Source organism: Streptomyces sp. MAI_2237 (assembly GCF_054189285.1).
Window position 1 is genome coordinate 408,340 of sequence record NZ_JAJPGQ010000003.1, and the last position, 23,532, is coordinate 431,871.

The following is a 23,532-nucleotide window of genomic DNA, read 5'->3' on the forward strand; positions in this document are numbered from 1 at the left end:
GGTTCCTCTCGGGGTCTCGTCAGTCTCGGAAGTGCCGGGCCCGGAACCGATGGGAGCGCTCCCACCACCCATACGCCTCCCAGGAAACCGACGGGTCATGACCGCGTCAATAGTTCGGACGCGGACGACCGGAGAAGACGAGCGGAGACCGCCGGCCGCCCCTGCGCCGCGGGTCAGGGGCGGCTGGTACTACTGGTGTATGCAGGAAGAGATCGCGCGGTCCGCCATCGACACGTTCATCTCGGCGTTCAACGCCTCCAGCGACGCCTATGTGACCGGGCTGCTCGCCCAGGCCCTGACCTCGGACGTGGTGTTCTGGGGGCCGCTGGGCCGCAGCGAGGGCATCGAGTCGGTCGAGCGGTTCGTGACGGACCTGCGGCGCCACCCGGCGGGCACCGGCACGATGGTGCGGTGCTCGGCGGTGGACATGCCCGGCGAATGGGCCCGGTACCAATGGGTGTTCACCACGCCCGACGGGGGCCCCCGCCTGGCGGGGACGGACGTCGTGCATCTGCGGCGCAACCTCATCGACCAGGTCATCGTCTTCGCCGGCGAGATCGACCCGTCCGGCGGACCGGAGCGCTGAACGCTCCGCGGGGAGATCGGCCGGTCCGGCGGACCGGAGCCTGAAGCCCTGCGGGAAGCGCACCGCGATGCGCCGCCGGAGGTCCGCGGCGCCGTGTGGATCAACCGCGCCGTCGCGGATCAGCCGCGCCGGAACAGCCGGCGCGCCCCGAACAGCAGCGCCGCCGCGACGACCACGGCGAGGGCGCCGATCTTGAGGTTGCCGCCCGAGCTGCCGCCGTCGCTGCCGGAGGCGCTCGAACTGCCGCCGCCGGAGGGGGCCTTGGTGGCGCCGCCGGGGGCGTCCTGCGCCTGCACGGGACTGTCGGCGCCCTCGCTGCCGTACATCAGCCGGGTGCCGTCGGCCGAGTAGCTGACGGACTCCCCCTGCCGCTGCAACGGCACGTCCAGCCGGCCCTTGCGCTTGATCTTGCCGCCGTTCCAGTCGTAGTAGATGCCGCCGAAGTAGCCGCGCACGGCGAGCTGTTCGCCGTTCGGCGAGAGGGCGGCGTCCGTGGCCCAGAGGTCGACGGTGGCGACGGGACGGAAGTAGTTGGTGCCGGAGGCGGAGAGCCGGGCCGGGCCCTCGAAGAGGTGCCCGCCGTTCTCGTTCTTGTCGATGATGAACACGCGCCCGGTCTTCGGATCGACGACCAGGGACTCGGCGTCGCGGGCGCCGTCGGTGTACTTCACGATGTACTGCGTGGCCCGCACCGTCTGGTCGACCAGCTTCTTCGGCTCGGGCAGCCGGTAGATCCACACGTAGGGCCACTTGCCGCCGAGGTTGTCGCCGATGTCGCCGACGTAGATCTGGTCGTCCGGACCGATGGAGATGGCCTCGACGTCGCGGGGCGAGCCGATGCCGCTGAGGGCGACGCGGGCGACCGTCCTGCCGGTCGCGCTGTCGACCGCGTAGATGTACGGCCCGTCGCTGCTGTCGTTGTGGGTCCAGTAGACACCGGGGTGCCGGTGGGAGGCGGCGAGTCCGCTGGACTCGGTGATCCGGGGGTCGGAGATCGTGAACCCCTTGTCCCCCTTGCCGTCGGCGGCGGAGGCGGGCACGGCGAAGGCACCCACGAGCAGGACCCCGGCGAGGAGAGCGAACGGTCGGCGCATGGGCCAAGCCTGCCATCCCCGTCCGGGGTTCACGGGACGGGCCGGCCACCGCGGCGGCAGGTGGCGGGCCTCACACCCCGGCCGTCCCATTGATCCCACCCGTATCGTCCATCATGAGCGGATGCTTAGGTTCATGCCGGTCGGTGACTCCATGACGATCGGGAGCGCGGGGGAGCACACCTGGCGTTACCGCATGTGGCAGCACCTGCGCGACACCTACGGCGGCCCCTTCGCCCTCGTCGGCCCCCGCGAGACGCTGTACGACAAGGCGACCGACGCCCCGACGTCGCACGCGTACGCCGACCCCGACTTCCCGCGCGCCCACCTGGCCGGCTGGGGCGAGGGCTGGCTGCACATGGCGCCGCTCATCGCCGAGGCGGTGCGCGCCCAGCGCGCGGACGTGCTCCTGGTCTCGCTTGGCCTGATCGACCTGGGCTTCTACACCAACGCCGAGCAGACGGCGGAGAACGTGCGCCGCTTCGTGGCCGAGGCCCGCACGGCGAACCCGCGCGTCCGCATGGCCGTACTGCCGGTGATCCCGAACGTCCGCGCCGCCGAGGACGCGCCCTTCGCCGCCCAGGTGGCCCTCTTCAACGAACTCCTCGCCAAGGCGGCCGCCGACCTGGACGAACCCCGCTCCCCCCTCCTGCTGGCCTCACCCCCGCCCTCGTACGACATCCACCTCGACACCTACGACGGCACCCACCCGAACGCGAGCGGCGAGCACAAGATCGCGGCGGCGTTCGCGGACGCCATGCACCAGGCGTGGGGGGTCGGGGAGCCGTACGGGGCGGACTTCCGCGCCACCGGCTGACAGAATCCGGCGCATGGCGATCATCCACAAAACCACCGTCAAGCCCACGAAGTTGGAACTGCTCGCCCCCTGGCTGCCCACGAGGCCGTGGTACGCCGGTTCCGGCACACCGGAGTTGGTCAGAGCCGGCGGGTTCCGGCTGGACGACCCGGAAGGCGAGGTCGGGATCGAGTTCATGGTGGCCGTCGACACCTCCGGCCCCCGACCGGTCGCCTACCACGTGCCCCTCACCTACCGCGGCGCCCCGCTCCCCGGCGCGGAACATGCCCTGATCGGCACCATGGAGCACGGTGTCCTCGGCCCGCGCTGGGCCTACGACGGCTGCCACGACCCGGTGCTGTACACCGAACTCCTCGCCCTGATCGAGGGCCGCGCCCCGGCCATGGCCCAGAGCATCACGGACACCGCCGACCACGAGGTGGCCCACTCCTACGCGGGCACCGGCCTGGGCGCCCCGTCATGGCCGGTCGAGATCACCGACGACGAGCACGGCACCGTGCTCCCCGCGCCGGGCGGCACGACCCTGCGCGTCCACCGCGTCCTGGACCCGACCGCCCCGGACACCCGCCCGGCGGACGCCATCGGCCATGTCACCGGCGCCTGGCAGTCCCCCGACACCCCCGAAGGCACCCGCGCACGCGCGCTGTTCGCCGCGCTGTACGGCCCGAGCGCCGGGTAGGGCGAACCCCCGCCCGGGCCGGTGGCCTTCCCCAGTGCCCGGGCGGACCCGCGTGTTGCAGGGTGATCGGCAGCCGTACGAACCCGGGGAACTCCTTGTCCAGTCCAGCCGCCGTGCCCGTTCCCGCCCACGGACGCCTGCTCGCCCTGCTCGCCGGGGCCCTGGGGGCCTGCTGATCTTCTTCAACGGCGGCTGACGATCGGGTGGGCCGACACGATCCGTGACAGCAGCTCCCCGTCGACGAAGGGCTTCGCCCTCGTCGGCACCGACCGCCAGCCGAGCGGCCAGGTGACGCCGGTCAGCGCCGGGACGCCCACATAGGCGAGGCAGCCGTGACCGCGCGTCAACGCCCGCGCGCCGGGCGGCCAGGGGTGCGCCGACGCGGTTTGCGGGGGCAACAGGAAGTACATGTTGCGGTCGCCCGCGAACTCCTGCACGACCGGCCCCGCGTCGAAGTCGGTGGCCGCCATCAGCTCCGACGCGACGCGTTCCCCCGCAGCTCCCTCGACGCGCACGGCGTCGAAGTGAATGCCCGCGTGACGGAGGGCGTGGCCGGAGGCGGGGATCCAGAGCGGGATCCAGGGGGCGGAGATTCTCTCGTTCATGACGCAAATGATTCCGCCCGCTCACATACTGTGACCAGAGCTGCGGAACGTCCGTGCAGCGCTGTGCACTTGGGGAGGCAGTTGTGCACTTCGGTGATCGTGGGTCGGAGTCCTTCGGTGCGCTGCTCCGCTTCTTCCGGGAACGGGCCGACCTGACACAGGATGGCCTGGGCAGACACGTCGGCTACTCCAAGTCACAGGTGGCGATGGTCGAGCGGGGCGAGCGGTCACCGAAGGGGCGGCTGGTCGAGATCGCGGACGAGGTGCTCGGTGCACAAGGTGCACTGGCGCTTCTGGCGGAGAAGGAGTTCGCCCGCGGCAGCCTTCCGCCCTGGACCGAGGACTACTTGGCGGAGGAGAAGAGGGCGGCGGCGCTGCACGTCTATCAGACGCACGTGATCCCCGGCTCCCTCCAGACGCAGGCCTACGCAAGAGCGATCTACAGCTGCCACTGTCCGGCTCTGGACGACGACGAGATCGACAAGCGGGTGGCGAAGCGAATGGAGCGGCAGCGACTGTTCCAGCGCAAGCCGATGCCGATCGTCAGCTACGTACTCGAAGAGAGCACCTTGACCCGTCCGTTGGGCGGCGCGGCCGCGCTCCGGGAACAGCTGCAGCACATCCTCGACATCGGCGGGCCTGCGCAATGTCGAGATCCAGATCATGCCGCACGACCGCCAGGCTCATGCCGGCCTCAACGGGCCGATGATCCTGCTGGAGACGGCGGAACATCGCCAACTCGCTTATGTAGAAGGCCCGAGCGGCGGCTACTTCGTCAGCGAACAGCCCGACCTGGGGGGACTGTTCGCGCGATATGGCATTCTGCGAGCGCAGGCTCTCAACCCGGACGAGTCCGCGAAGCTGATCGATGAGGTGGCACAGGGACTATGAGCGCGGACCTCCACTGGTTCAAGAGCAGTTACAGCGGTGACCAGGGCGAATGCCTGGAAATAGCCCGCACCCCCACCACCCTCCACATCCGCGACTCCAAGTCCCCCGAAGCCCGCCCCCTCCAGGTCGCCCCGCTCGCCTGGACGCGGTTCCTCGGCTCGCTGGCGTCCGCTACACGGGGATGATCGACGGCCACCACGGAGGCACGTTCCCCGGGCAGACCGGCGCCGGATAGGAGTCGAGGACGCCGATCCACGCGATCAGCCCCCAGACCAGCGCCACGCTCACGCAGCCGGCGAGGGCACAGGCGCCCGCGCGGCGGTCCGTGCCGAAGAGGCGCAGGACGGCGCTCCAGAGCGCGGCGAAGACGCCCCACAGCACGGGGAAGCAGAGGAGCAGGATCATCCCGTTCGCGGAGTCGTTGCCGACGTCGCAGGCACGCCAGGTGGCGCCGACGGCCCACAGCGTCACCCCGGCCGCGACTCCCCCGGCCCCCAGTGGCAGCAGGAACCCGGCACCGTGGACAGCAGCTCTCACGACACCCCCTCATGGCGAACCGGAACCTCCTTGCCTAGAGTGCACTCCACGCCGTTGGCTAGGTGGTCATGAAGTACACGCAGCTCGGACGCACGGGACTCAAGGTAAGCCGACTCGTCCTCGGCACCATGAACTTCGGACCGCAGACGAACGAGGCCGACAGCCACGCGATCATGGACGCGGCGCTGGACGCCGGCATCAACTTCTTCGACACCGCGAACGTGTACGGCTGGGGCGAGAACAAGGGTCGTACCGAGGAGATCATCGGCAACTGGTTCGCCCAGGGCGGGGACCGGCGCGACAAGGTCGTCCTCGCCACCAAGGTGTACGGCAACATGGCCGCCGACGGCGACGCCTGGCCCAACCACGACAAGCTGTCCGCCGTGAACATCCGGCGGGCCGTGGACGCCAGCCTCAAGCGGCTCCAGACCGACCACATCGACGTCTACCAGTTCCACCACGTCGACCGCGCCACCCCCTTCGAGGAGATCTGGCAGGCGATCGACACCCTGATCACGCAGGGCAAGATCCTCTACGTCGGGTCGTCCAACTTCCCCGGCTACAAGATCGCCCAGGCCAACGAGATCGCCGCCCGCCGCGGCGGCACCATCGGCCTCGTCAGCGAGCAGTGCCTCTACAACCTCGCCGAGCGCCGCGCCGAGATGGAGGTCATCCCGGCCGCGCAGGAGTACGGCCTGGGGGTCATCCCCTGGTCGCCGCTGCACGGCGGGCTGCTCGGCGGCGTGATCAAGAAGGAGGTCGAGGGCGGTCGCCGGGCGAGCGGCCGGGCCGCCGACTCCCTCGCCAACACCACCATCCGCGCGCAGATCCAGGCCTACGAGGACCTGCTCGAGAAGCACGGCGCCGAGCCGGGCGAGACGGCGCTCGCGTGGCTGCTCACCCGCCCGGGTGTCACCGGCCCGATCGTCGGCCCGCGCACGGCCGAGCAGCTTCGGTCCGCGGTCCGCGCGACCGAGCTGGAGCTGAGCGAGGAACTGCTGGCCGGCCTCGACGAGGTCTTCCCGGGCCCCGGCCCCTCTCCGGAGGCCTTCGCCTGGTAGGCGTCACCGGTGCGCGGCGGCGGTCGGGGTCACTTGCCGAGCGCCGCCGCCAGCACCACCACGACGAACAACAGCACGAGCACGACGGCCATGATCCGGTTCCGGGTCTTCGGGTCCACGCCCCGAGCCTAACCGGCCCCGCCGAGCGGCCGGCGGGCGACCGCCTCGTAGCGGGGCTGCTCGCCCGGCACCCCGGACCTCGGCAGATTGCTGCGCACGAGCACCAGCTCCGCCACCGTCCAGGTGCGGCCGCGGAACTCCTCCAGGGCCGTCAGGTACGGCCGTACGTCCAGGGCATCGCGGCTGCGCGCGACCGTCAGGTGCGCCTTGTAGCGCCGATGCTCCCCCATGTCGACGCCGGCCTTGCGGCCCGCCGCCTCGGCCCGGTCGGCCAGCAGCCGCAGCGCGGCCGTCTCCCCCTCGGCGCCCACCCACAGCGCCCGCCCGTGCCCGAACTGCCCGCCGCCGCGCAGGGCGAGCGGGAACGGCCCGGACCGCCGCGCCGCCCGCTCCAGGCGTTCCGACAACTCGGGGACGAGGTCGTCGTCGACCTCACCGTAGAAGGCGAGGGTGAAGTGCCAGCCGGGGCGGCCGGTCCAGCGCAGGCCGTCCGCGCCGGGGAGTCTCCTCAACTCGGCTATTTCGGCGGCGAGTTCCTCCGCCACTTCCTCCGGAGGCAGCACCGCGGCGAAGAGTCTCATGGGCACCAGCCTGCCACCATGGGGGCATGGAGATCACCATCAGAGACGCCGGGGCCGACGACGTCCCCGTGATACTCGGCATGCTCGACAGCTGCGTGGAGTGGCTGGCCGGGCAGGGGCGGACCGGCCAGTGGGGGACGAAGCCGCTGTCGCAGAGCCCGAGGACGGTGGAGTCGGTCGTCCGGTACATGGAGGAGGGCGCCGCCTACATCGCCGAGGCCGACGGCGAGCCGGCCGCCACGCTCACCCTCACCGACGCGCCCGGCGCCTACCTGTCCCACCTGCCGCCGGTCGGCGAGCCCGAGCGGTACATCCACTGGCTGGCCTCGGACCGCCGCTTCAAGGGCCACGGCGTGGGCAGCGCGCTGCTCGCGCACGCCGCCGAGGTGACCCGGGGCGCGGGCGTCGGCCTGCTGCGGGTCGACTGCTACGCGGGCGGCGACGGCAGGCTCGTCCGCTATTACGAGGACAACGGCTTCGCCCGCACCGAGACCTATCTCGGTGCGGGCGACTGGCCGGGGCAGGTGCTGGAGCGGCGCGTGTAGTCCCGGCGGGGGCGCCCGTCAGGCGGCGGGCGCCAGCTGCTCCTGTGCCTCCCGCGGCACGAAGCGGACGTGCGGGTGGCCGCGGTTCCAGCCGACCGACAGGCGCAGGTTGCCGACCCTGGCCAGGACGAGGCCGATGACGACCGCCGCGCCCGCGGCGATCGCGCCGCCCGCCGCGAGGCCCGCGCGGACGCCGTAGGTGTCGGTGACCCAGCCGGCGATCGGCGCGCCCACCGGGGAGCCGCCCATGAACACCATCATGTAGAGGGACATCACCCGGCCGCGCATGGCCGGGTCGGTGCTCATCTGGACGCTGGTGTTGGCGGTGACGTTGACCGTCATGCCGAACATGCCGATCGGGACCATGAACAGGGCGAACAGCCACAGCGAGGGCGCCACCGCGGCCACGATCTCCAGCGTGCCGAAGGCGGCCGCGGCCACGACGAGCACCCGCATCCGGGCCGTGCCGCGGCGGGCCGCGAGCAGGGCGCCGGCCAGCGAGCCGACGGCCATGAGGGTGTTGAAGAGGCTGTAGGAGCCCGCGCCCGCGTGGAAGACGTCGTCGGCGAAGGCCGAGAGGTAGACGGGGAAGTTGAAGCCGAAGGTGCTGACGAACCCGATCAGGACGATCGTCCAGATCAGCTCCGGGCGCCCGGCGACGTAGTGCAGGCCCTCGCGCAGCTGGCCCTTGCCGCGCGGGGCGCGCTCGACGGCGTGCAGCTCGCGCGACCTCATCATCACCAGGCCGGTGAGGGTGGCGATGAACGACAGGCCGTTGAAGAGGAACGCCCAGCCGGTGCCCACGCCGGTGATCATCACACCGGCGACGGCGGGGCCGATCAGGCGTGCGGACTGGAAGTTCGCGGAGTTCAGGCTGACCGCGTTCTGCAGCTGGTCCCGGCCGACCATCTCGGTGACGAAGGACTGGCGCGCCGGGTTGTCGACGACCGTGGCGAGGCCGACGAAGAAGGCGGCCAGGTAGACGTGCCAGACCTGGACGTGTCCGGAGAGGGTGAGCACGGCGAGCGCGATGCCGCTGAGGCCCATGGCGGACTGCGTGAACAGCAGGGTGCGGCGCTTGGGCAGCCGGTCGACGAGGACGCCGCCGTAGAGCCCGAAGAGCAGCATCGGCAGGAACTGCAGGGCCGTCGTGACGCCGACGGCGGTGGCGGAGCCGGTGAGGCTGAGCACCAGCCAGTCCTGGGCGATGCGCTGCATCCAGGTGCCGATGTTGGAGACGACCTGGCCCAGGAAGAACAGGCGGTAGTTCCTGACCTTCAGGGAGCTGAACATCGAGGACGTGCGGGAGGGGGTAGTGGCGGTCGGTGCGGGGGCGGAAGCTGCTCCGGATCCCGAACTCAAAAGGGTCGCCTCCTTGCGTAGGACTGCTTACAGGTGTGCGAGCTTCTCCAGCACGGGGGCGGCGGCGCGGAGTGCGGCCCACTCGTCCTCGTCCAGGCCCGCGACCAGATCGGCCAGGAAAGCGTTCCGCTTGGCGCGGCTCTCCGCGAGCATGGTCTCGGCCTGCTCGGTCTTGGTGACGACCTTCTGGCGCCGGTCCTCGGGATGCGGCTCCAGCCGCACCAGTCCCTTGGCCTCCAGCAGCGCGACGATGCGGGTCATCGACGGCGGCTGGACGTGCTCCTTGCGGGCGAGTTCGCCCGGGGTGGCCTGTCCGCAGAGGGAGAGGGTGCCCAGCACCGACATCTCGGTGGGGCTGAGCGACTCGTCGACCCGCTGGTGCTTGAGTCGACGGGACAGTCGCATGACGCCTGAGCGAAGCGAGTTCACGGCGGCTACGTCGTCGCCATGGGTGAGGTCCGGCATGTCCTTAGCGTAACTCATTACTCTCGCTAAACAAGCTGGCGTACCGGAGGAGTGCCGTGAATCCGGCCACTCAACCGAACCATCACCCTTACGAGTGACGGGGGTGCGGAAAGTGAACGCCGCGCCGCACCCGCCAGCGACCCTCGTCCTCATGGGGACCAGCGTGCTCAGCCTGCGGATCGACGGAGAGCTGCTCGAACGGCTCCGGGACCGTGCGGCCAAAAGGGGAATGAGCGTCCAGGACTACGTGGTCCGGACGCTCATTCGGGACGACTTCGACGAGCGGTTCCAGACCGCCGTCGAGGAGACGGAGAAGTTCTACGGGGTCACGTGAGCGCTGCTCACGTCAGGCCCAGGGCCGGCATCAGGTAGTAGAAGCCGAACACCGCGGCGACGACGTACATCGCCACCGGGACCTCGCGGCCGCGGCCCGCGGCCAGGCGGAGCAGGGCGAAGGTGAGGAAGCCCATGCCGATGCCGTTGGTGATCGAGTAGGTGAAGGGCATCATCACCATCGTCACGAAGGCCGGGATGGCGAGCGTGTAGTCCGCCCAGTCGATCTCCTTGACCGAGCCGGCCAGGATCAGGAAGCCGACCGCGAGCAGGGCCGGGGTGGCCGCCTGGGACGGGACCATGGTGGCCACGGGGGTCAGGAACAGCGCGACGCCGAACAGCGCGCCGGTGACGACGTTCGCGAAACCGGTGCGGGCACCCTCGCCGACGCCGGCCGTGGACTCCACGAAGCAGGTGGTGGCGGAGGAGGAGCTGGCGCCGCCCGCGGCGACGGCGATGCCGTCGACGAACAGGACCTTGTTGATGCCCGGCATCTCGCCGTTGGCGTTGGTCAGCTTCGCCTCGTCGCTGACGCCCATGATCGTGCCCATGGCGTCGAAAAAGCACGACAGCAGGACCGTGAAGACGAAGAGGACACCGGTCAGCACGCCGACCTTGGAGAAGCCGCCGAACAGGCTGACCTTGCCGATCAGGCCGAAGTCGGGGGTGGCCACCGGGTTGCCGGGCCACGTGGGCGTCGTCAGACCCCAGGACGGCACCTTCGCGACCGCTTCGATGATCATGGCCAGGACCGTCATGGCCACGATCGAGATCAGGATCGCGCCGGGGACCTTGCGCACGATGAGCGCCAGGGTGAGCAGCGCGCCGAGGATGAAGACCAGCACCGGCCAGCCGTTGAGGTGACCGTCGGCGCCGAGCTGGAGCGGGACGGTGGTCTGGGCGGCGTCCGGGATGCGGGAGACGAAGCCGGAGTCGACCAGCCCGATCAGCATGATGAACAGGCCGATACCGATGGAGATCGCCTTGCGCAGGCTGTAGGGGACGGCGTTCATCACGCGCTCGCGCAGACCGGTGGCGACCAGCAGCATCACCACGAGGCCCGCCAGGACGACCATGCCCATGGCGTCCGGCCACGACATCCGGGGCGCCAGCTGGAGCGCGACGACCGAGTTCACGCCGAGGCCGGCCGCCAGCGCGATGGGCACGTTGCCGATGACGCCCATCAGCAGGGTGGTGAAGGCCGCGGTCACGGCGGTGGCGGTGACCAGCTGGCCGTTGTCCAGGTGGTGCCCGTACATGTCCTTCGCGCTGCCGAGGATGATCGGGTTCAGCACGATGATGTAGGCCATCGCGAAGAAGGTGGCGAAGCCGCCGCGGACCTCACGGGCGAGAGTGCTGCCCCGCTCGGAGATCTTGAAGTAGCGGTCGATCGCACCCGACGCGGGGGTGTCCCCCGGCTGCTGCGGGGCGCTGGCCTTGGCGGGAGCCGAGGTGGGCATTGGATGTTCCTACGAGCAGAAGTGGACAGACGGAAACCGTTTCAGTATGAACATATGAATCCCGTAAACGCTATCTCCGCGCGTAGACCGCCGTTCACCCCGCCCGACTCCTGCCGCGCCCCGCGGCCTCGTAAGCTGTGCCCATGGCGAAGTGGACCCCCAAGCACGAGGCGCCGGAGCCCCTGGAGGGGCCCGTCGTCCCGGTCATCACCGGCGGCACGATCCTCTGGTTCGTCCTCTTCCTCGTCCAGCTCCCCTTCTACGGCTGGTTCGACGACCACGGGCACACGTGGTGGCTGTGGACGTGTCTGGCCGGTGGCGTGCTCGGCCTGTACGGCGTCTACTTCGTCAGGAAGCGGGACGCGGCGATCAAGCGGTCGGCCGCCGCGGGGCCGGAGGCGGCCGAGTAGGCCGTACACCCACCGCACGACTTCGCTCCTCCCCAGGTCGGATCTTCCGCCCACTCGGCGGGTGAAGCCGTAGATCCGCACGTACCGTCGAATGCATGACCCACATCGACGCGGGCGCCGAGCTCGACCCGGTGCATCCGCCCGGCACGCCGGCGGCGGCACGCGGCCTGAGCGCGGCCGAGGTCGCGGAGCGGGTGTCCCGGGGGCAGGTCAACGACGTACCGGTGCGCAGCAGCCGGTCGATCGGCGAGATCGTCCGGGCGAACGTGTTCACCCGGTTCAACGCGATCATCGGCGTGCTCTGGCTGATCATGCTGTTCGTCGCGCCGTTCCAGGACAGCCTGTTCGGGTACGTGATCCTCGCCAACACCGGCATCGGGATCATCCAGGAGTGGCGGGCGAAACGGACCCTCGACTCGCTCGCCGTGATCGGGGAGGCCCGGCCCACGGTGCGGCGCGACGGGGTCGCCGCCCGGGTCGGCACCTCGGAGATCGTGCTGGACGACGTCCTGGAGATCGGGCCCGGGGACAAGGCCGTCGTCGACGGCGTGTGCGTCGAGGCCGACGGGCTGGAGATCGACGAGTCGCTGCTGACCGGCGAGGCCGACCCGGTGGTCAAAGGGCCCGGGGACCAGGTGATGTCGGGCAGTTTCGTGGTCGCCGGCGGTGGCGCGTTCCGGGCCACCAAGGTGGGCCGCGAGGCCTACGCCGCGCAACTGGCCGAGGAGGCCTCCCGCTTCACCCTCGTCCACTCCGAACTGCGCACCGGCATCTCCACGATCCTCAAGTACGTCACCTGGATGATGATCCCGACCGCGATCGGCCTCGTCGTCAGCCAGCTCTTCGTCAAGCAGCACGGGTTCAAGGACTCGATCGCCCGCACGGTCGGCGGGATCGTGCCCATGGTCCCGGAGGGGCTGGTGCTCCTCACCTCCGTCGCCTTCGCGATCGGCGTCATCCGACTTGGCCGAAAACAGTGCCTCGTCCAGGAACTCCCGGCCATCGAGGGCCTGGCGCGCATCGACACCGTCTGCCTCGACAAGACCGGCACCCTCACCGAGGGCGGCATGGACGTCACCGAGCTCAGGCCGTTGCAGGGCGCCGACGAGTCCTACGTCCGCAAGGTGCTCGGCGCGCTCGGCGAGGCCGACCCGCGCCCCAACGCCTCCCTCCAGGCCGTGATCGACGCCTACCCGGACGTCGACGACTGGCGCTGCACCGAGGCCCTGCCCTTCTCCTCGGCCCGCAAGTACAGCGGGGCCGCCTTCAGCGAGGGCAACGGCGAGTCCAGCACCTGGCTGCTGGGCGCGCCGGACGTCCTGCTCGCCGACGACGACCCGGCCCTCGCGGAGACCGAGCGGCTCAACGAACAGGGTCTGCGCGTGCTGCTGCTGGCCCGCACCCGGCGCGAGCTGGGCGACCCCGAGCCGGCGCGGGGCGCGCGTCCCACGGCCCTCGTCGTGCTGGAGCAGCGGCTGCGGCCCGACGCGGCCGACACCCTGCGCTACTTCGCCGAGCAGGACGTGCGGGCCAAGGTCATCTCCGGTGACAACGCCGTCTCCGTGGGCGCGGTGGCGGCGAAGCTCGGGCTCGACGGCACCACGGTCGACGCCCGCCGGCTCCCCGCCGACCGCGAGGAGATGGCGGCCCCGCCTCGACGAGGGCACCGTCTTCGGGCGGGTCACCCCGCAGCAGAAGCGGGACATGGTGGGCGCGCTGCAGTCACGCGGGCACGCCGTCGCCATGACCGGCGACGGCGTGAACGACGTCCTGGCGCTGAAGGACGCCGACATCGGGGTGTCGATGGGGTCCGGCTCGGAGGCGACGCGGGCCGTGGCGCAGATCGTGCTGCTCGACAACAGCTTCGCGACGCTGCCCTCGGTGGTGGCGGAGGGCCGGCGGGTCATCGGCAACATCACGCGGGTGGCGACCCTGTTCCTGGTGAAGACGGTCTACTCGGTGCTGCTGGCGATCCTGGTGGTCTGCTGGCAGGTCGAGTACCCGTTCCTGCCCCGGCACCTCACGCTGCTGTCCACCCTGACCATCGGCGTCCCGGCCTTCTTCCTCGCCCTCGCGCCCAACAAGGAGCGGGCGAAACCGCACTTCGTGCGGCGGGTGATGCGGTACTCGGTGCCGGGCGGGGTGGTGGCCGCGATCGCGACCTTCGTCACCTATCTGATCGCCCGTCACCACTACACCGGCGCGGGCCAGTTGGACGCGGAGACCAGCGCGGCGACGCTCACGCTCTTCCTGATCTCCATGTGGGTGCTGGCGATCATCGCCCGGCCCTACACGTGGTGGCGGATCGCGCTGGTCGCCGCGATGGGCGCGGCGTTCCTGCTCGTGCTCGTCGTGCCCTCGCTGCAGCACTTCTTCGCGCTGAAGCTGGTCGGCATGACGATGCCGTGGATCGCGGTCGGCATCGCGGCGGTGGCGGCGGTCGTCCTGGAGTTCCTGTGGAAGTGGGTCGACCGCCGCTTTCCCGCCTAGCGGGCGCGTGCCGGGGTTACTTCACGTCGACGTAGTCACCGGTGGCCGAGACGGCCGGGGTGGTCGAGGTGCCCTCGAAACGGAAGCGCCAGTAGCCGTCGGACGCCGCGGTGGCGGTGGCCTTCACATTGCCGTACGTGTCCGAGTACACCGTCTTGACCGTGGTGTAGGTGCTCGTACCGGCCTTGCGGAACTGCAGCTTCACCGGCTGGTTGGTGTAGCCGTGGTAGGCGTTGTCCTCCCAGTTGGCCCGGGAGAGCTTGCCGGTCGAGGTGATCGTCTTGCCCTTGTAGACCGGCTCGGGACCGGCGTTCACCGTCAGCTTGGAGTAGCGCTGGACCAGCGTGGAGCCGAGGCCGCCCTGCACGGTGGAGTCGTCGGTGCTGTACTGCACGGCGAGCCCGCCGGCCGACCACTTGCCCGCGTCGGCGTTCATCAGGGCGCCGTCGGCCGGGTAGATGTCGATCTTGCCCGAGCAGTTGGCGGTGGTGTCGGTGACCGGGGTGCAGGTCGCCGGGGCGTCGCCGAAGAGCACGTTGGACGGGGTGTCGAGCGTCCCCTTGTAGAGGAACGGGCCGTTGGCGAAGTCGTCCGACGCGAGGTCGTAGTTCGCGCCGTGGGTCAGCGTGTAGGTGATCGTGGTGCTGACGTGGTTCGTGGTGCCGACCTTGACCGCGGAGGCGACCTTGAGGTTGGAGAAGGTGACGCCGAGGTCGGCCGCCGTGGTGGCGGTGGTGGCGCCGAACGTCGTCCTGCCGTGCGCGGCGAGGACCTTCGCGGCCTCCGCCTGGTACGAGGTGGCGGAGCCGGCGGCCTGCGAGGCCGGCGCGGCGAAGGCGGTGAGGGCCAGGGCGCCGGAGACGGCGGCCACAGTGGCACGTATACGCATGTGTTCCCCAGTTGGAGAAAGTGATCGTGGAGCCTGTTGGCTCACGGGATCAGATCCGTTACGGATGTGGGGGGTTGTACGAGTGGGGCGGATCTTTGTCCGGGGATTGCGAATTCGTTGCGAACCCTGGACGAAGTCCGCCCCAACACGTCTGCTTTGTGCCTACTTCACGTCGACGTAGTCACCGGCGGCGTTGACCGCCGGGGTGGTCGAGGTGCCCGCGAAGGAGTACCGGAAGTAGCCGTCGACCGTGGCCTTCGTCGTCGTCTTGAGGTTGCCGGTCGAGTCCGAGGTGATGGTCTTCAGCGTCGTGTAGGTGCTGGAGCCCTTCTTGCGGAACTGCAGCTTCACCGACTGGTTGGTGTAGCCGTGGTACTTCAGGTCGTCCCAGTTGGCGCGGGACAGCTTGCCGGTGACCGTGACGGTCTTGCCCTTGTAGACCGGCTCCGGCGAGGCGTTGACCGTCAGCTTCGAGTAGCGCTGCAGCTTGGTCGTGCCGAGGTTGTCCTGGGAGGCGAAGCCGACCTTGCTGTAGTCGATGTCGTCGGACGTCGGGTCCTGGTCGTTCCAGTCGATGGCGTAGCCGTCGGCCTTCCAGGTGGTGGCGTCCGCGTTGCCCACCAGGTCGACGTCCGGGTAGACGTCGATGGTGCCCTTGCAGCCGGCCGTGGTCGACGAGGTGTCGGTGCAGGTCGGCCAGTCGTCGCCGAAGAGCAGGTTGTCCGGCTCGTCGAAGGAGCCTCGGTAGATCTCCACGTCCAGCCAGACGGCGGGGTCGTTGACGTCGAAGCCCGCGTCGTGGGTGACGGTGTACGTCACCGGGACGGAGACCTTGTTGGCGACGCCCGCGACGATCGGCTTGCCGCCGTTGATCTTCACGTTGGAGAACGTGAGGTTGATCGCGTACGGGGTGCCGGTGTCGGCGGTGGCCGAGGTGAAGGCGGACTTGGTGTGCGCGGCCTGCTTGACGGCCTGCGTGGCCCGCGCGATGTCGTCCTTGCCGAGCGAGGGTCCGTCGGCGGCCTGCGCGGCGGGCACGACGAGAGCGGCCAGGGCCAGGGCGCCGGAGACGGCGGCCACGGTGGTGCGAGTGCGCATATGTGTCCTCGGATGAAAGGAGGTGTGGTGCGGGCGGTTGACGCCGTTCACCTCACGTCGACGTAGTCACCGGCGGCGCTGACCGCCGGGGTGGTCGAGGTGCCCGCGAAGGAGTACCGGAAGTAGCCGTCGGCCGTGGCCTTCGTCGTGGTCTTCAGGTTGCCCGTCGAGTTCGACGTGATGGTCTTCAGCGTCGTGTAGGTGCTGGAGCCCTTCTTGCGGAACTGCAGCTTCACCGGCTGGCCGGAGTAGCCGGCGTAGGCGCCGCTCTCCCAGTTGGCGCGGGACAGCTTGCCGGTGACCGTGATGGTCTTGCCCTTGGTCACGGGCTCCGGGGAGGCGTTGGCCGTCAGCTTCGAGGCGCGCTGGACCGAGAAGGACTTGGCGTTGTCCTTCTGGACGTAGTCCGCGTCCTTGCCCGTGGCGATCGCCCAGACCTTCCAGCCGCCGGCCACCTTGTTGATCAGGTTGTAGCCGGGCTCCATGTCGAAGGTCGACTTGCACGTCGAGGTGGTGGAGTTGACGGCGGTGCAGCTGGCGCGGTGGTCGCTGCTGTTGGCGACGGCGCCGCTGTCGGACGAGTCGATGTTCGCCCCGTGGTACAGGATGGCCTGGGCCCAGTCGACGCCGGAGGCGTCCTTGACCGTGAAGCTGACGGTGATCGTCTTCGTCGCGGTCGGTCCGACGACGACCGCCTTGCCGCCGTTCACGACGACGTTCGAGATGGCGGTGTCGCCCTCCACCTCGTCGGCGTGCGCCGCGGGCACGGCGAGGGCGGAGAGGGCCAGGGCGCCCGAGAGGGCGGCCACGGTGGCACGAATACGCATGTGTTCCCCACGTGGAGTGGGACCCCGGACGGTGGTCGTCCCCCGACCGGCCGGGGCCCAAGTGATCAGAGAGTCTGTTGACTCGCGTGATCAGATCCACGAGAGAAGGGAATGGTTGTACGGGAGTAAAGAATGTGTGCGGGAATTTTTGAGATCATGGACGTCCGGTCGCGGCGACGGGATGCGTCAGTCGAACCACCGGTCCCGGGCCAGTTCCTCCGTGCGCGACGGGTCCTCCAGCAGGGCCGCCACCTCGAAGCGGCGCGGCCACTGGCCGGCCGCCCAGGCCAGGCCCGCGGCGACACCCTCCAGGGTGGCCGCGTGCAGGACGCCGTCGCCGGTCAGCCGCCAGTCCAACGCCACCCCGTCCACGACGAGTTCGTCGTGTTCGACGTACGTCGACGGGGTACGGGGGCCCAGCAGCACCCGCACCGACTCCGCCACGTCGTGCTCGGCGCCCTCGGAGTCCACCACTCCCGTCACCGACTCGCTCAGCCGCCGCACCTGGAACAGCTCCGCCAGTTCGGCCGCCCGCGCGGGCCGCACCGGCAGCAGCGGCACACCCTCGGTGAAGGGCAGCAGGTCGGGCGAGTCGCAGACCACCGCGTCGGCCGCGTCCACGACCTCGACCCGGCCGTCGACGACGGCCCGCAGCTCGTCGGGCAGGGTCACCTGCTCCGGGTCCAGCTCGGCCAACGCGCCGTAGAGGGCGTGCAGTTGGGCGCCGGTGATCCACCGGTCGGGGTCGGCGAGGCGGTCGAGCAGCTCGGCGGCGCCGCCCGGCTCGTCGAGCAGCGCGGCGACCGACGTCCGTACGCCCAGCGCCCGCAGCACCTGCTCGTCGTCGAAGCCGGTCGCGTCGGCCTCGTCGTACAGGCCGCGCAGCAGCGGGTCGCCGCCGGAGGCCAGCAGGCCGGCGGGGCGGCGGCCGTCGAGGACCGGGTGCCCACGCAACCACCAGGCCGTGTACGGCCGGACGACCTCGTGCGTGCCGTCGTGCAGCAGGATCCGCACGGGCTGCGTGAGCGCGTCCCGCAGCGGCGGCCGGGCCAGCAGGGACAGCGCCTGCGGCCACTTGTCGTCGTCCACCAGGTCCAGGTCGCGCACGGCGACCAGCTCGGTGGCGACCGGCGGCACCGGCGCGTCGGGGAAACGGTCGAGGACGTCCTCGCTCCACACGTCCACGGCGTCGAGGAGACCCGCGTCGTCGGGTTCGGCGAAGTCTCCGTCGCGCGGCTCCAGTTCGTCCGGGTCGAGGACGACGTCCGTGGCCCGCACCAGGGCGAAGTTCGCGAGCACACCGCAGGCGGCCAGCGGCTGTTCGCCCCACCGCTCCGCCAACCCGGCATCCACGCAGGCGAGTTCGCCTTCGCGCATGACCTGGTGGAAGGGGCTGCCCGGCAGGACGAGCTCGCCCGCGGGCGCAAGTTCCCCGTCCTCGTCGTGCAGGGCCAGCGCGCCCAGCCACGGCTCGTCGCCCGGCTCCAGCCCGGCGTCCCGCACGAGGGCGAGGACGGTGTCGGCCAGCTCCTCGGCGTCCGGCGCGTCCTGCTCCCAGTCGATGCCGCCCTCGTCGTCGAGGGAGGCGGCGACCGCGGCACGGACCTGCGGCGTGGTCAGGACGGCGCGCGCGGTCGCGGGGAGCGCGCCGAGCTTCTCCAGGAGGGGGTGGGCGGCGTCCGGGTGGGCGACCTTCAGGCCGAGGCGGGCGAGGACCTCCGGGTCGATGCGGGCCGCGTCCGGGGTGGGCAGCAGGACCTGCCGGGGGCCGATGGTGGTGCGGCCGTCGGCCAGCGGCACGGGCAGTCCGGACAGCCGGTCGGGGTCGACGCCGGCGAGGCTGTCGTAGAGCCGCCGCCACCAGCCCGGCTCCTTCTCCAGCCCGGCCAGCCGGTCCACGGCGTCCGTCAGCGGCACCCGGGCCACGCCCAGCGTCCGCAGCTCCACACGCCGTTCGAGCCCGGCGGGCAGCAGGGTCGGCAGCACCTCGGCGAGCACCCGGACCGTGTCGGCGCCGGCGCCCTCGACGACCTCGGCGTCGCGCGGGCGCAGGGACTCGGGCAGGTCAGGGTCGTCGCCGGCGGGTTCGAGGGCCGGCGGGAGGAAGGAGGTGCGCGGCAGCCGCTCCAGGATCGCCGCGCGCAGGGCGCCGTCCAGCTCCCCCTTGCCCAACGGGCCGGGGACGAGAGCGATGATGCCCTCGCCCACGGGCCGCCAGTCGGCGAGGAGTTCGGTGTAGGCGTCGGCCGCGCGCTGCACGAGGAAGTCGGTGAGCGGGCCGGGCGCGGCGTGACGGCGGGTGGTGTCCAGCGGGAAGGACGCGATGAGCAGCGCGGGCACGCCCAGCGGCTCGTCGCTCGGCGTCGGGGCGTGCAGGACGGCGCTGGTGCGCGGGCGGGCGGGAGCGCCGTCGGGTTCGACGGGCACGGCCCAGGTCACCGACCAGTGGGGGCGCAGGCGCTCCTCCACCGGGCGGTCGGCGAGGAGGTCGGGGGTGAGGGGGCCGTGCGCGACGGAGGTGCGCCAGCGGGTGGCGCCGCCGGCGGAGTCCTCCACGACCGTGAAGGGGCCGTCGGCGGTTCGGGTGAGGGTACGGACGGTGTCCGTCTCCACCACCACCTCCGCCAGGCCGGGCAGGGCGAGCAGGAGGGCGTCGTCGACGGCGTTCAGCAGCCGCTCGGCGAGGTCGGTGGCGGCGGCGTCGCGCAGCGGGAGGATCACGGCCGTGTCGTACGGGTCCGGGGCGGTGCCCTCGGCGGCGAACGGCAGCCGCAGCAGCGGCACGTGCCCGTCCCGGCGGCGGATCTCGTCGCCGAGGCCGGGGCTGTGCCGGGCGGTGTCGGCGGCCAGCTCACGGGCCTCGGCGAGGGACCAGCGCACGCCGCCGTGCCGGCCGACCACGGCGGGCTCGTCGGTGACGGCGAGGACGGCGGCGAAGCCGACGCCGAACCGTCCTACGGCGCCCTCGCCGGTGTCCCGCTTGGCGGAGGCGCGCAAGGTGGCCAGCGACTCGACGCCGACCGCGTCCAGCGGGGCGCCGGTGTTGGCGGCGACGAGGACGCCCTCGCGGAGGGTGAGACGGAGCCGGCCGGGCACTCCCGCCCGGGCCGCGGCGTCGGCGGCGTTCTGGGCGAGCTCGACGACGAGCCGGTCCCGGTACCCGCCGAGGACCAGGTCCTCCTCGGCGTTGGCGTCCTCACGGAAGCGGGCGGGGCTGGTGGCCCAGGCATCGAGGACGCCTCGCCTGAGACGGGCGGTCCCGAAGGGGTCCGCGCCCTCGGCGGCGGGCCGCACGAACTTGCTCACGTTCACTCTCCTCGTCGACGTGAGCACGAAGGTACCGCCGTGAGGCACGGGACACGGCCAGGGGCCGGTCAGGCCGCCGAACCGACCTCCACCGACCGCAACCTCCACCGAAGCAACAGACCACCCCCCGAGGCCCTGCACAGCACCGACTCCACAGCCCGACCACCGAGGGCCTGCCCCGGCCTACTCGGCACCAGCCCGACCGACCGGCCGCCGAAGGCCCGCCCCGGCCCACACGACGCCGACCCCACCGGCCGACCACCGAAGGCCCGCACCGACCCGCACGGCACCAGCTCGACCGACCCGCCCCCGAAGGCCCGCCCCAGCCTCCACGGCGCCGACTCGGCCGACCGCCGTGCGGTCTGACCGCCCCGGCCCGCACAGCGCCGACTCGACCGGTCACCGAGTGATCTGCCCGGCCCGCACGACGCCGACCCCACCGGCCGACCACCGAGAGCCTGCCCCGGCCTACTCGGCACCAGCCCGACCGACCTGCCCCCGAAGGCCCGGCCCAGCTTCCGCGGCGCCGACTCCACCGACCGCCGTGCGGTCTGACCGCCCCGGCCCGCACAGCGCCGACTCGACCGGTCGCCGAGTGATCTGCCCGGCCCGCATTGCGCCGACTCCACCGGCCGACCGCCGAGGGCCTCCTCCGGGCTGGAGCGCAGTGGGGCGGGGCCGGTCGGTCAGGAGTGGCCCAGTTCTGCCGTGTCCTCGTCCGGGAGGAGGGAGACCGAGCCGGAGTCGGCCGAGGGGCGGAGGGGGAAGGGGTCGACCCTGGTCTCGTCGATCACCGGCGGGGGCGGGACCGGCGGCTTGGGCATGACCGCCGCCTCCGAGTGGCCGCCGCAGCCGTAGGCGAGGGAGACCACGCGGCCGTCGGCCGGGGAGAACTCGTTCGCGCAGACGCCGAAGGCCTGGCCGAGCGAGCCGCCGATCGGCTGCAGGAAGCCGCAGCTGACGCAGGCCGCGGGGGCCGCCTGGGCCATCGGCGTCTTCGCGCCGTACGCCTCCTCCCAGCGGTCCGCGGCGATGTGCAGGCCGTAGCGCGACAGGACCCGCGCCCGGCGCATGCCGAGTTCCTCGGCCACCGACGCGATCGTGCCGCGGGTCGGGACGACCGGAAGGTTCGCCGGGGTGCCCCCGGTGACCTCCGCGTCCTCGGCCTCGACCAGCTCCGCCATCTCCTCGGAGACCGGGGAGGGCGGCGGCGGCTCGTCCTCGCCGGAGTAGCCGGGCTCCAGGCGCAGGTCCTCGGCGTCGGTGGGCAGCAGATCGCCGGGCCCCATGTCGCCGGGGCGCAGCCGCTCGCTCCACGGCACCCACTCCGGGGCGAGCAGCGCGTCGGGACCGGGCAGCAGCACGACCTCGTCCAGGGTCACGATCTTCGCGCGGGACGCGCGCGCCACCGTGACCGCCCAACGCCAGCCGCGGTACCCGAGCTCCTTGCACTCGAAGAAGTGCGTGACGACCCGGTCTCCCTCGGAGACCAGTCCGGAGTGCTCCCCCACCACACCGGGCGCGGCGGCCTCCTCGGCGGCGGCGCGGGCGAGGTCGACGGCCTCGGCACACAGGCGGTCGGGGGTGCGGCTTCGCGTTGTCGCTGCGCTCACAGGTATCGCTTCTCTCCTACGCCGTCACTCGGGTGCGCCGGCCTGAAGGCGGCGGGAGCGGACGGAGCGGACCGAAGGACCGCGTCGACGTCCACGCCCGATCGCGCTCGGGCGCACCTCATGCATCCATTCTGCGGGATGTCGTTGAGGCGCGCGGCCGAGAACGTTCGCCACGACGCGCTACGCACGCTACCTTCTCGCGACCTCCTGGCCTACACCGACGGGACGTTTGGCCCCGTCCACTCGTCCCGCGATGGTCCCGCGACGCGCGAAGTACGCGGCCATACGCGCGGTAACCGCACTACACACGGCTTTCTCGGGGCACTATGACGGAGTGGCAGCCGCAAGGACGCCCCAAGGAGCCACCAGGGCCGGTGGGATCAAGGGCAGCAGTCGTGGTGGCGGTTCGGGCCGGTTCGGCGGGTCCGTCCGCGCCGTCGGACGTGCCCTGCACTTTCCGGTGACCGGGACCGCCCGGGGCATCAGACGGGCCACGCACGCGCACGGCGCGGGCGAGTCGGGTCTCGGCAAGCTGATCGAACTGCACGCCGTGAACGGCGCCGGCGATCTGATGATCACCATCGCGCTGGCCTCCACCGTCTTCTTCTCGGTGCCGACGGACGAGGCCCGCGGGCGCGTCGCGCTCTACCTCGCGATCACGATGGCGCCGTTCACCGTGCTCGCCCCTGTCATCGGACCGCTCCTGGACCGGCTCCCGCACGGCCGCCGCGCCGCGATGGCGGCCTCCATGCTGGCCCGTGCCCTGCTCGCGCTGATCATCGCCAGTGCCGTCTCCACGGGCAGCCTGCAGCTGTATCCGGCGGCGCTCGGCGTGCTGGTCGCGTCGAAGGCGTACGGCGTGGTCAGAAGTGCCGTGGTGCCCCGGCTGCTTCCGCCCCGCTTCTCGCTGGTGAAGGCCAACTCCCGGGTCACCCTCGGCGGTCTCCTCGCCACCGGCGTGGCCGCCCCCATCGGCGCCGGGCTGCACGCCATCGGACCGCGCTGGCCGCTCTACGGCGCCTTCGTGATCTACATCTGGGGCATGTTCCTGTCCTTCACGCTGGCCCCCAAGGTCGACTCGGCCAAGGGAGAGGACATCGCGCTGCTCGCCGCGGACGAGGCGCACCTGCACGGCCCGCACCGGCAGCCCGTCAAGCGGCCCGGCCTGCGGACCGTCGGCATGGCGGTCACTCACGCGCTCGGCGCCAACGCCGCCCTGCGCTGGCTGTCCGGCTTCCTGACCTTCTTCCTCGCCTTCCTGCTGCGCGAGCACCCGCTGACCGGCTCCAGCGCGGCCGTGTCGCTGGGCATGGTGGCGGTCGCGGCCGGAGCCGGCAACGCGCTCGGCACGGCCGTCGGGGCGTGGCTGCGGCAGCGGGCCCCGGAGATCATCATCGTCACCGTGCTGGCCGTGGTGCTGGGCGCGGCGATCGTCGCGGCGATCTTCTTCGGCGCGTTCCTCGTGGCGTGTCTCACAGCGACGACCGGCTTCTGCCTGGCGCTGGCCAAGCTGTCCCTGGACGCGCTGATCCAGCGGGACGTGCCGGAGCTGGTGCGCACCTCGGCGTTCGCGCGCTCGGAGACCATGCTGCAGATGGCCTGGGTGCTGGGCGGCGCGATCGGCATCGTGATGCCGCTCAACGGCACGGCGGGGCTGTGCCTGGCCGCCGCGGTCCTCGCCGCGGGGTGGCTGACGACGGTGCGGGGGCTGCTGAGCTCGGCCCGGCACGGGGGCGGGACGAAGCCCCGCGTGGCGTAACACACAG

22 protein-coding genes and 2 pseudogenes are annotated in these 23,532 nt (G+C 71.5%); 12 read left to right on the forward strand and 12 right to left on the reverse strand.

The window, feature by feature from the left end:
• The first annotated feature begins 199 nt into the window (after positions 1–199).
• Positions 200–586: a nuclear transport factor 2 family protein gene (locus tag LN251_RS12025; protein WP_458244437.1), complete on the forward strand. Its 387-nt coding sequence runs from the start codon at positions 200–202 to the stop codon at positions 584–586.
• 119 nt (positions 587–705) lie between these two features.
• On the opposite strand, the gene LN251_RS12030 is transcribed toward LN251_RS12025, so the two are convergent.
• A complete protein-coding gene (locus tag LN251_RS12030; RefSeq protein WP_458244438.1) occupies positions 706–1,680 on the reverse strand; it encodes a WD40 repeat domain-containing protein in 975 nt (324 codons plus the stop codon).
• Positions 1,681–1,801: 121 nt separating this feature from the next.
• Between LN251_RS12030 and LN251_RS12035 the strand changes: the two genes are divergently transcribed.
• Entirely contained in the window at positions 1,802–2,494 is a 693-nt protein-coding gene (locus LN251_RS12035) for an SGNH/GDSL hydrolase family protein (protein ID WP_458244439.1), read from the forward strand.
• A gap of 13 nt (positions 2,495–2,507) precedes the next feature.
• Positions 2,508–3,173, forward strand: coding sequence for a maltokinase N-terminal cap-like domain-containing protein (locus tag LN251_RS12040; RefSeq protein WP_458244440.1), 666 nt, complete (start codon positions 2,508–2,510; stop codon positions 3,171–3,173).
• A 182-nt stretch (positions 3,174–3,355) separates the two neighbouring features.
• Here LN251_RS12040 and LN251_RS12045 read toward each other — a convergent pair whose 3' ends face one another.
• Positions 3,356–3,778 (reverse strand): hypothetical protein, encoded by a 423-nt coding sequence (locus LN251_RS12045; protein WP_458244441.1) that lies wholly within the window; start codon positions 3,776–3,778, stop codon positions 3,356–3,358.
• A gap of 83 nt (positions 3,779–3,861) precedes the next feature.
• Here LN251_RS12045 and LN251_RS12050 point away from each other — a divergent pair.
• The 3 genes and pseudogenes from LN251_RS12050 to LN251_RS12060 form a co-directional block, all read left to right on the forward strand.
• A pseudogene (locus LN251_RS12050) lies at positions 3,862–4,350 on the forward strand (Scr1 family TA system antitoxin-like transcriptional regulator); the annotation flags it as partial.
• 91 nt (positions 4,351–4,441) lie between these two features.
• Positions 4,442–4,669, forward strand: a complete 228-nt coding sequence (locus LN251_RS12055) for a Scr1 family TA system antitoxin-like transcriptional regulator (protein WP_458244442.1) — start codon at positions 4,442–4,444, stop codon at positions 4,667–4,669.
• The gene (locus tag LN251_RS12060; protein WP_458244443.1) at positions 4,666–4,854 is read left to right on the forward strand and encodes a DUF397 domain-containing protein; all 189 of its coding nucleotides are present in this window, start codon (positions 4,666–4,668) and stop codon (positions 4,852–4,854) included. Before LN251_RS12055 ends, LN251_RS12060 begins: the two co-directional genes overlap by 4 nt.
• On the opposite strand, the gene LN251_RS12065 is transcribed toward LN251_RS12060, so the two are convergent.
• Positions 4,841–5,206 carry a hypothetical protein gene (locus LN251_RS12065; RefSeq protein WP_458244444.1) on the reverse strand — a complete coding sequence of 122 codons (366 nt, stop codon included), beginning with the start codon at positions 5,204–5,206 and terminating at the stop codon, positions 4,841–4,843. The genes LN251_RS12060 and LN251_RS12065 overlap by 14 nt on opposite strands.
• Before the next feature lie 68 nt (positions 5,207–5,274).
• Between LN251_RS12065 and LN251_RS12070 the strand changes: the two genes are divergently transcribed.
• A complete protein-coding gene (locus tag LN251_RS12070; RefSeq protein ID WP_458244445.1) occupies positions 5,275–6,267 on the forward strand; it encodes an aldo/keto reductase in 993 nt (330 codons plus the stop codon).
• 128 nt (positions 6,268–6,395) lie between these two features.
• Here LN251_RS12070 and thpR read toward each other — a convergent pair whose 3' ends face one another.
• Complete coding sequence (gene thpR, locus LN251_RS12075; RefSeq protein ID WP_458244446.1) at positions 6,396–6,968, reverse strand: RNA 2',3'-cyclic phosphodiesterase; 573 nt, start codon at positions 6,966–6,968, stop codon at positions 6,396–6,398.
• Positions 6,969–6,994: 26 nt separating this feature from the next.
• Between thpR and LN251_RS12080 the strand changes: the two genes are divergently transcribed.
• Complete coding sequence (locus LN251_RS12080) at positions 6,995–7,513, forward strand: GNAT family N-acetyltransferase (protein WP_458244447.1); 519 nt, start codon at positions 6,995–6,997, stop codon at positions 7,511–7,513.
• A gap of 18 nt (positions 7,514–7,531) precedes the next feature.
• Here LN251_RS12080 and LN251_RS12085 read toward each other — a convergent pair whose 3' ends face one another.
• Both LN251_RS12085 and LN251_RS12090 read right to left on the reverse strand, forming a co-directional pair.
• Positions 7,532–8,875, reverse strand: a complete 1,344-nt coding sequence (locus LN251_RS12085; RefSeq protein ID WP_372500238.1) for an MFS transporter — start codon at positions 8,873–8,875, stop codon at positions 7,532–7,534.
• 27 nt (positions 8,876–8,902) lie between these two features.
• A complete protein-coding gene (locus LN251_RS12090) occupies positions 8,903–9,340 on the reverse strand; it encodes a MarR family winged helix-turn-helix transcriptional regulator (RefSeq protein WP_058924666.1) in 438 nt (145 codons plus the stop codon).
• Between the two features lie 151 nt (positions 9,341–9,491).
• On the opposite strand from LN251_RS12090, the gene LN251_RS12095 reads away from it, so the two are divergent.
• Entirely contained in the window at positions 9,492–9,674 is a 183-nt protein-coding gene (locus LN251_RS12095; RefSeq protein WP_058928335.1) for a hypothetical protein, read from the forward strand.
• A gap of 7 nt (positions 9,675–9,681) precedes the next feature.
• Here the strand turns inward: LN251_RS12095 and LN251_RS12100 are convergent, their stop codons facing one another.
• A complete protein-coding gene (locus tag LN251_RS12100; RefSeq protein ID WP_458244448.1) occupies positions 9,682–11,133 on the reverse strand; it encodes an NCS2 family permease in 1,452 nt (483 codons plus the stop codon).
• A 143-nt stretch (positions 11,134–11,276) separates the two neighbouring features.
• Between LN251_RS12100 and LN251_RS12105 the strand changes: the two genes are divergently transcribed.
• Together LN251_RS12105 and LN251_RS12110 are read left to right on the forward strand one after the other, a co-directional pair.
• The gene (locus LN251_RS12105; RefSeq protein WP_458244449.1) at positions 11,277–11,543 is read left to right on the forward strand and encodes a DUF2530 domain-containing protein; all 267 of its coding nucleotides are present in this window, start codon (positions 11,277–11,279) and stop codon (positions 11,541–11,543) included.
• A 95-nt stretch (positions 11,544–11,638) separates the two neighbouring features.
• A pseudogene (locus LN251_RS12110) lies at positions 11,639–14,033 on the forward strand (HAD-IC family P-type ATPase).
• A 16-nt stretch (positions 14,034–14,049) separates the two neighbouring features.
• Here the strand turns inward: LN251_RS12110 and LN251_RS12115 are convergent.
• From LN251_RS12115 to LN251_RS12135, 5 genes are all read right to left on the reverse strand, one after another.
• The gene (locus LN251_RS12115; protein ID WP_458244450.1) at positions 14,050–14,922 is read right to left on the reverse strand and encodes a hypothetical protein; all 873 of its coding nucleotides are present in this window, start codon (positions 14,920–14,922) and stop codon (positions 14,050–14,052) included.
• A gap of 162 nt (positions 14,923–15,084) precedes the next feature.
• Positions 15,085–16,020, reverse strand: coding sequence for a hypothetical protein (locus tag LN251_RS12120; RefSeq protein ID WP_458244451.1), 936 nt, complete (start codon positions 16,018–16,020; stop codon positions 15,085–15,087).
• Between the two features lie 47 nt (positions 16,021–16,067).
• Complete coding sequence (locus tag LN251_RS12125) at positions 16,068–16,847, reverse strand: calcium-binding protein (protein ID WP_458244452.1); 780 nt, start codon at positions 16,845–16,847, stop codon at positions 16,068–16,070.
• Between the two features lie 186 nt (positions 16,848–17,033).
• Positions 17,034–20,153 (reverse strand): sacsin N-terminal ATP-binding-like domain-containing protein, encoded by a 3,120-nt coding sequence (locus tag LN251_RS12130; RefSeq protein ID WP_458244453.1) that lies wholly within the window; start codon positions 20,151–20,153, stop codon positions 17,034–17,036.
• 686 nt (positions 20,154–20,839) lie between these two features.
• On the reverse strand, positions 20,840–21,766 hold the full coding sequence (locus tag LN251_RS12135; protein ID WP_458244454.1) for a DUF3027 domain-containing protein: 927 nt from the start codon (positions 21,764–21,766) through the stop codon (positions 20,840–20,842).
• A 334-nt stretch (positions 21,767–22,100) separates the two neighbouring features.
• On the opposite strand from LN251_RS12135, the gene LN251_RS12140 reads away from it, so the two are divergent.
• Positions 22,101–23,525, forward strand: coding sequence for an MFS transporter (locus LN251_RS12140; RefSeq protein WP_458244455.1), 1,425 nt, complete (start codon positions 22,101–22,103; stop codon positions 23,523–23,525).
• Positions 23,526–23,532 lie beyond the last annotated feature (7 nt).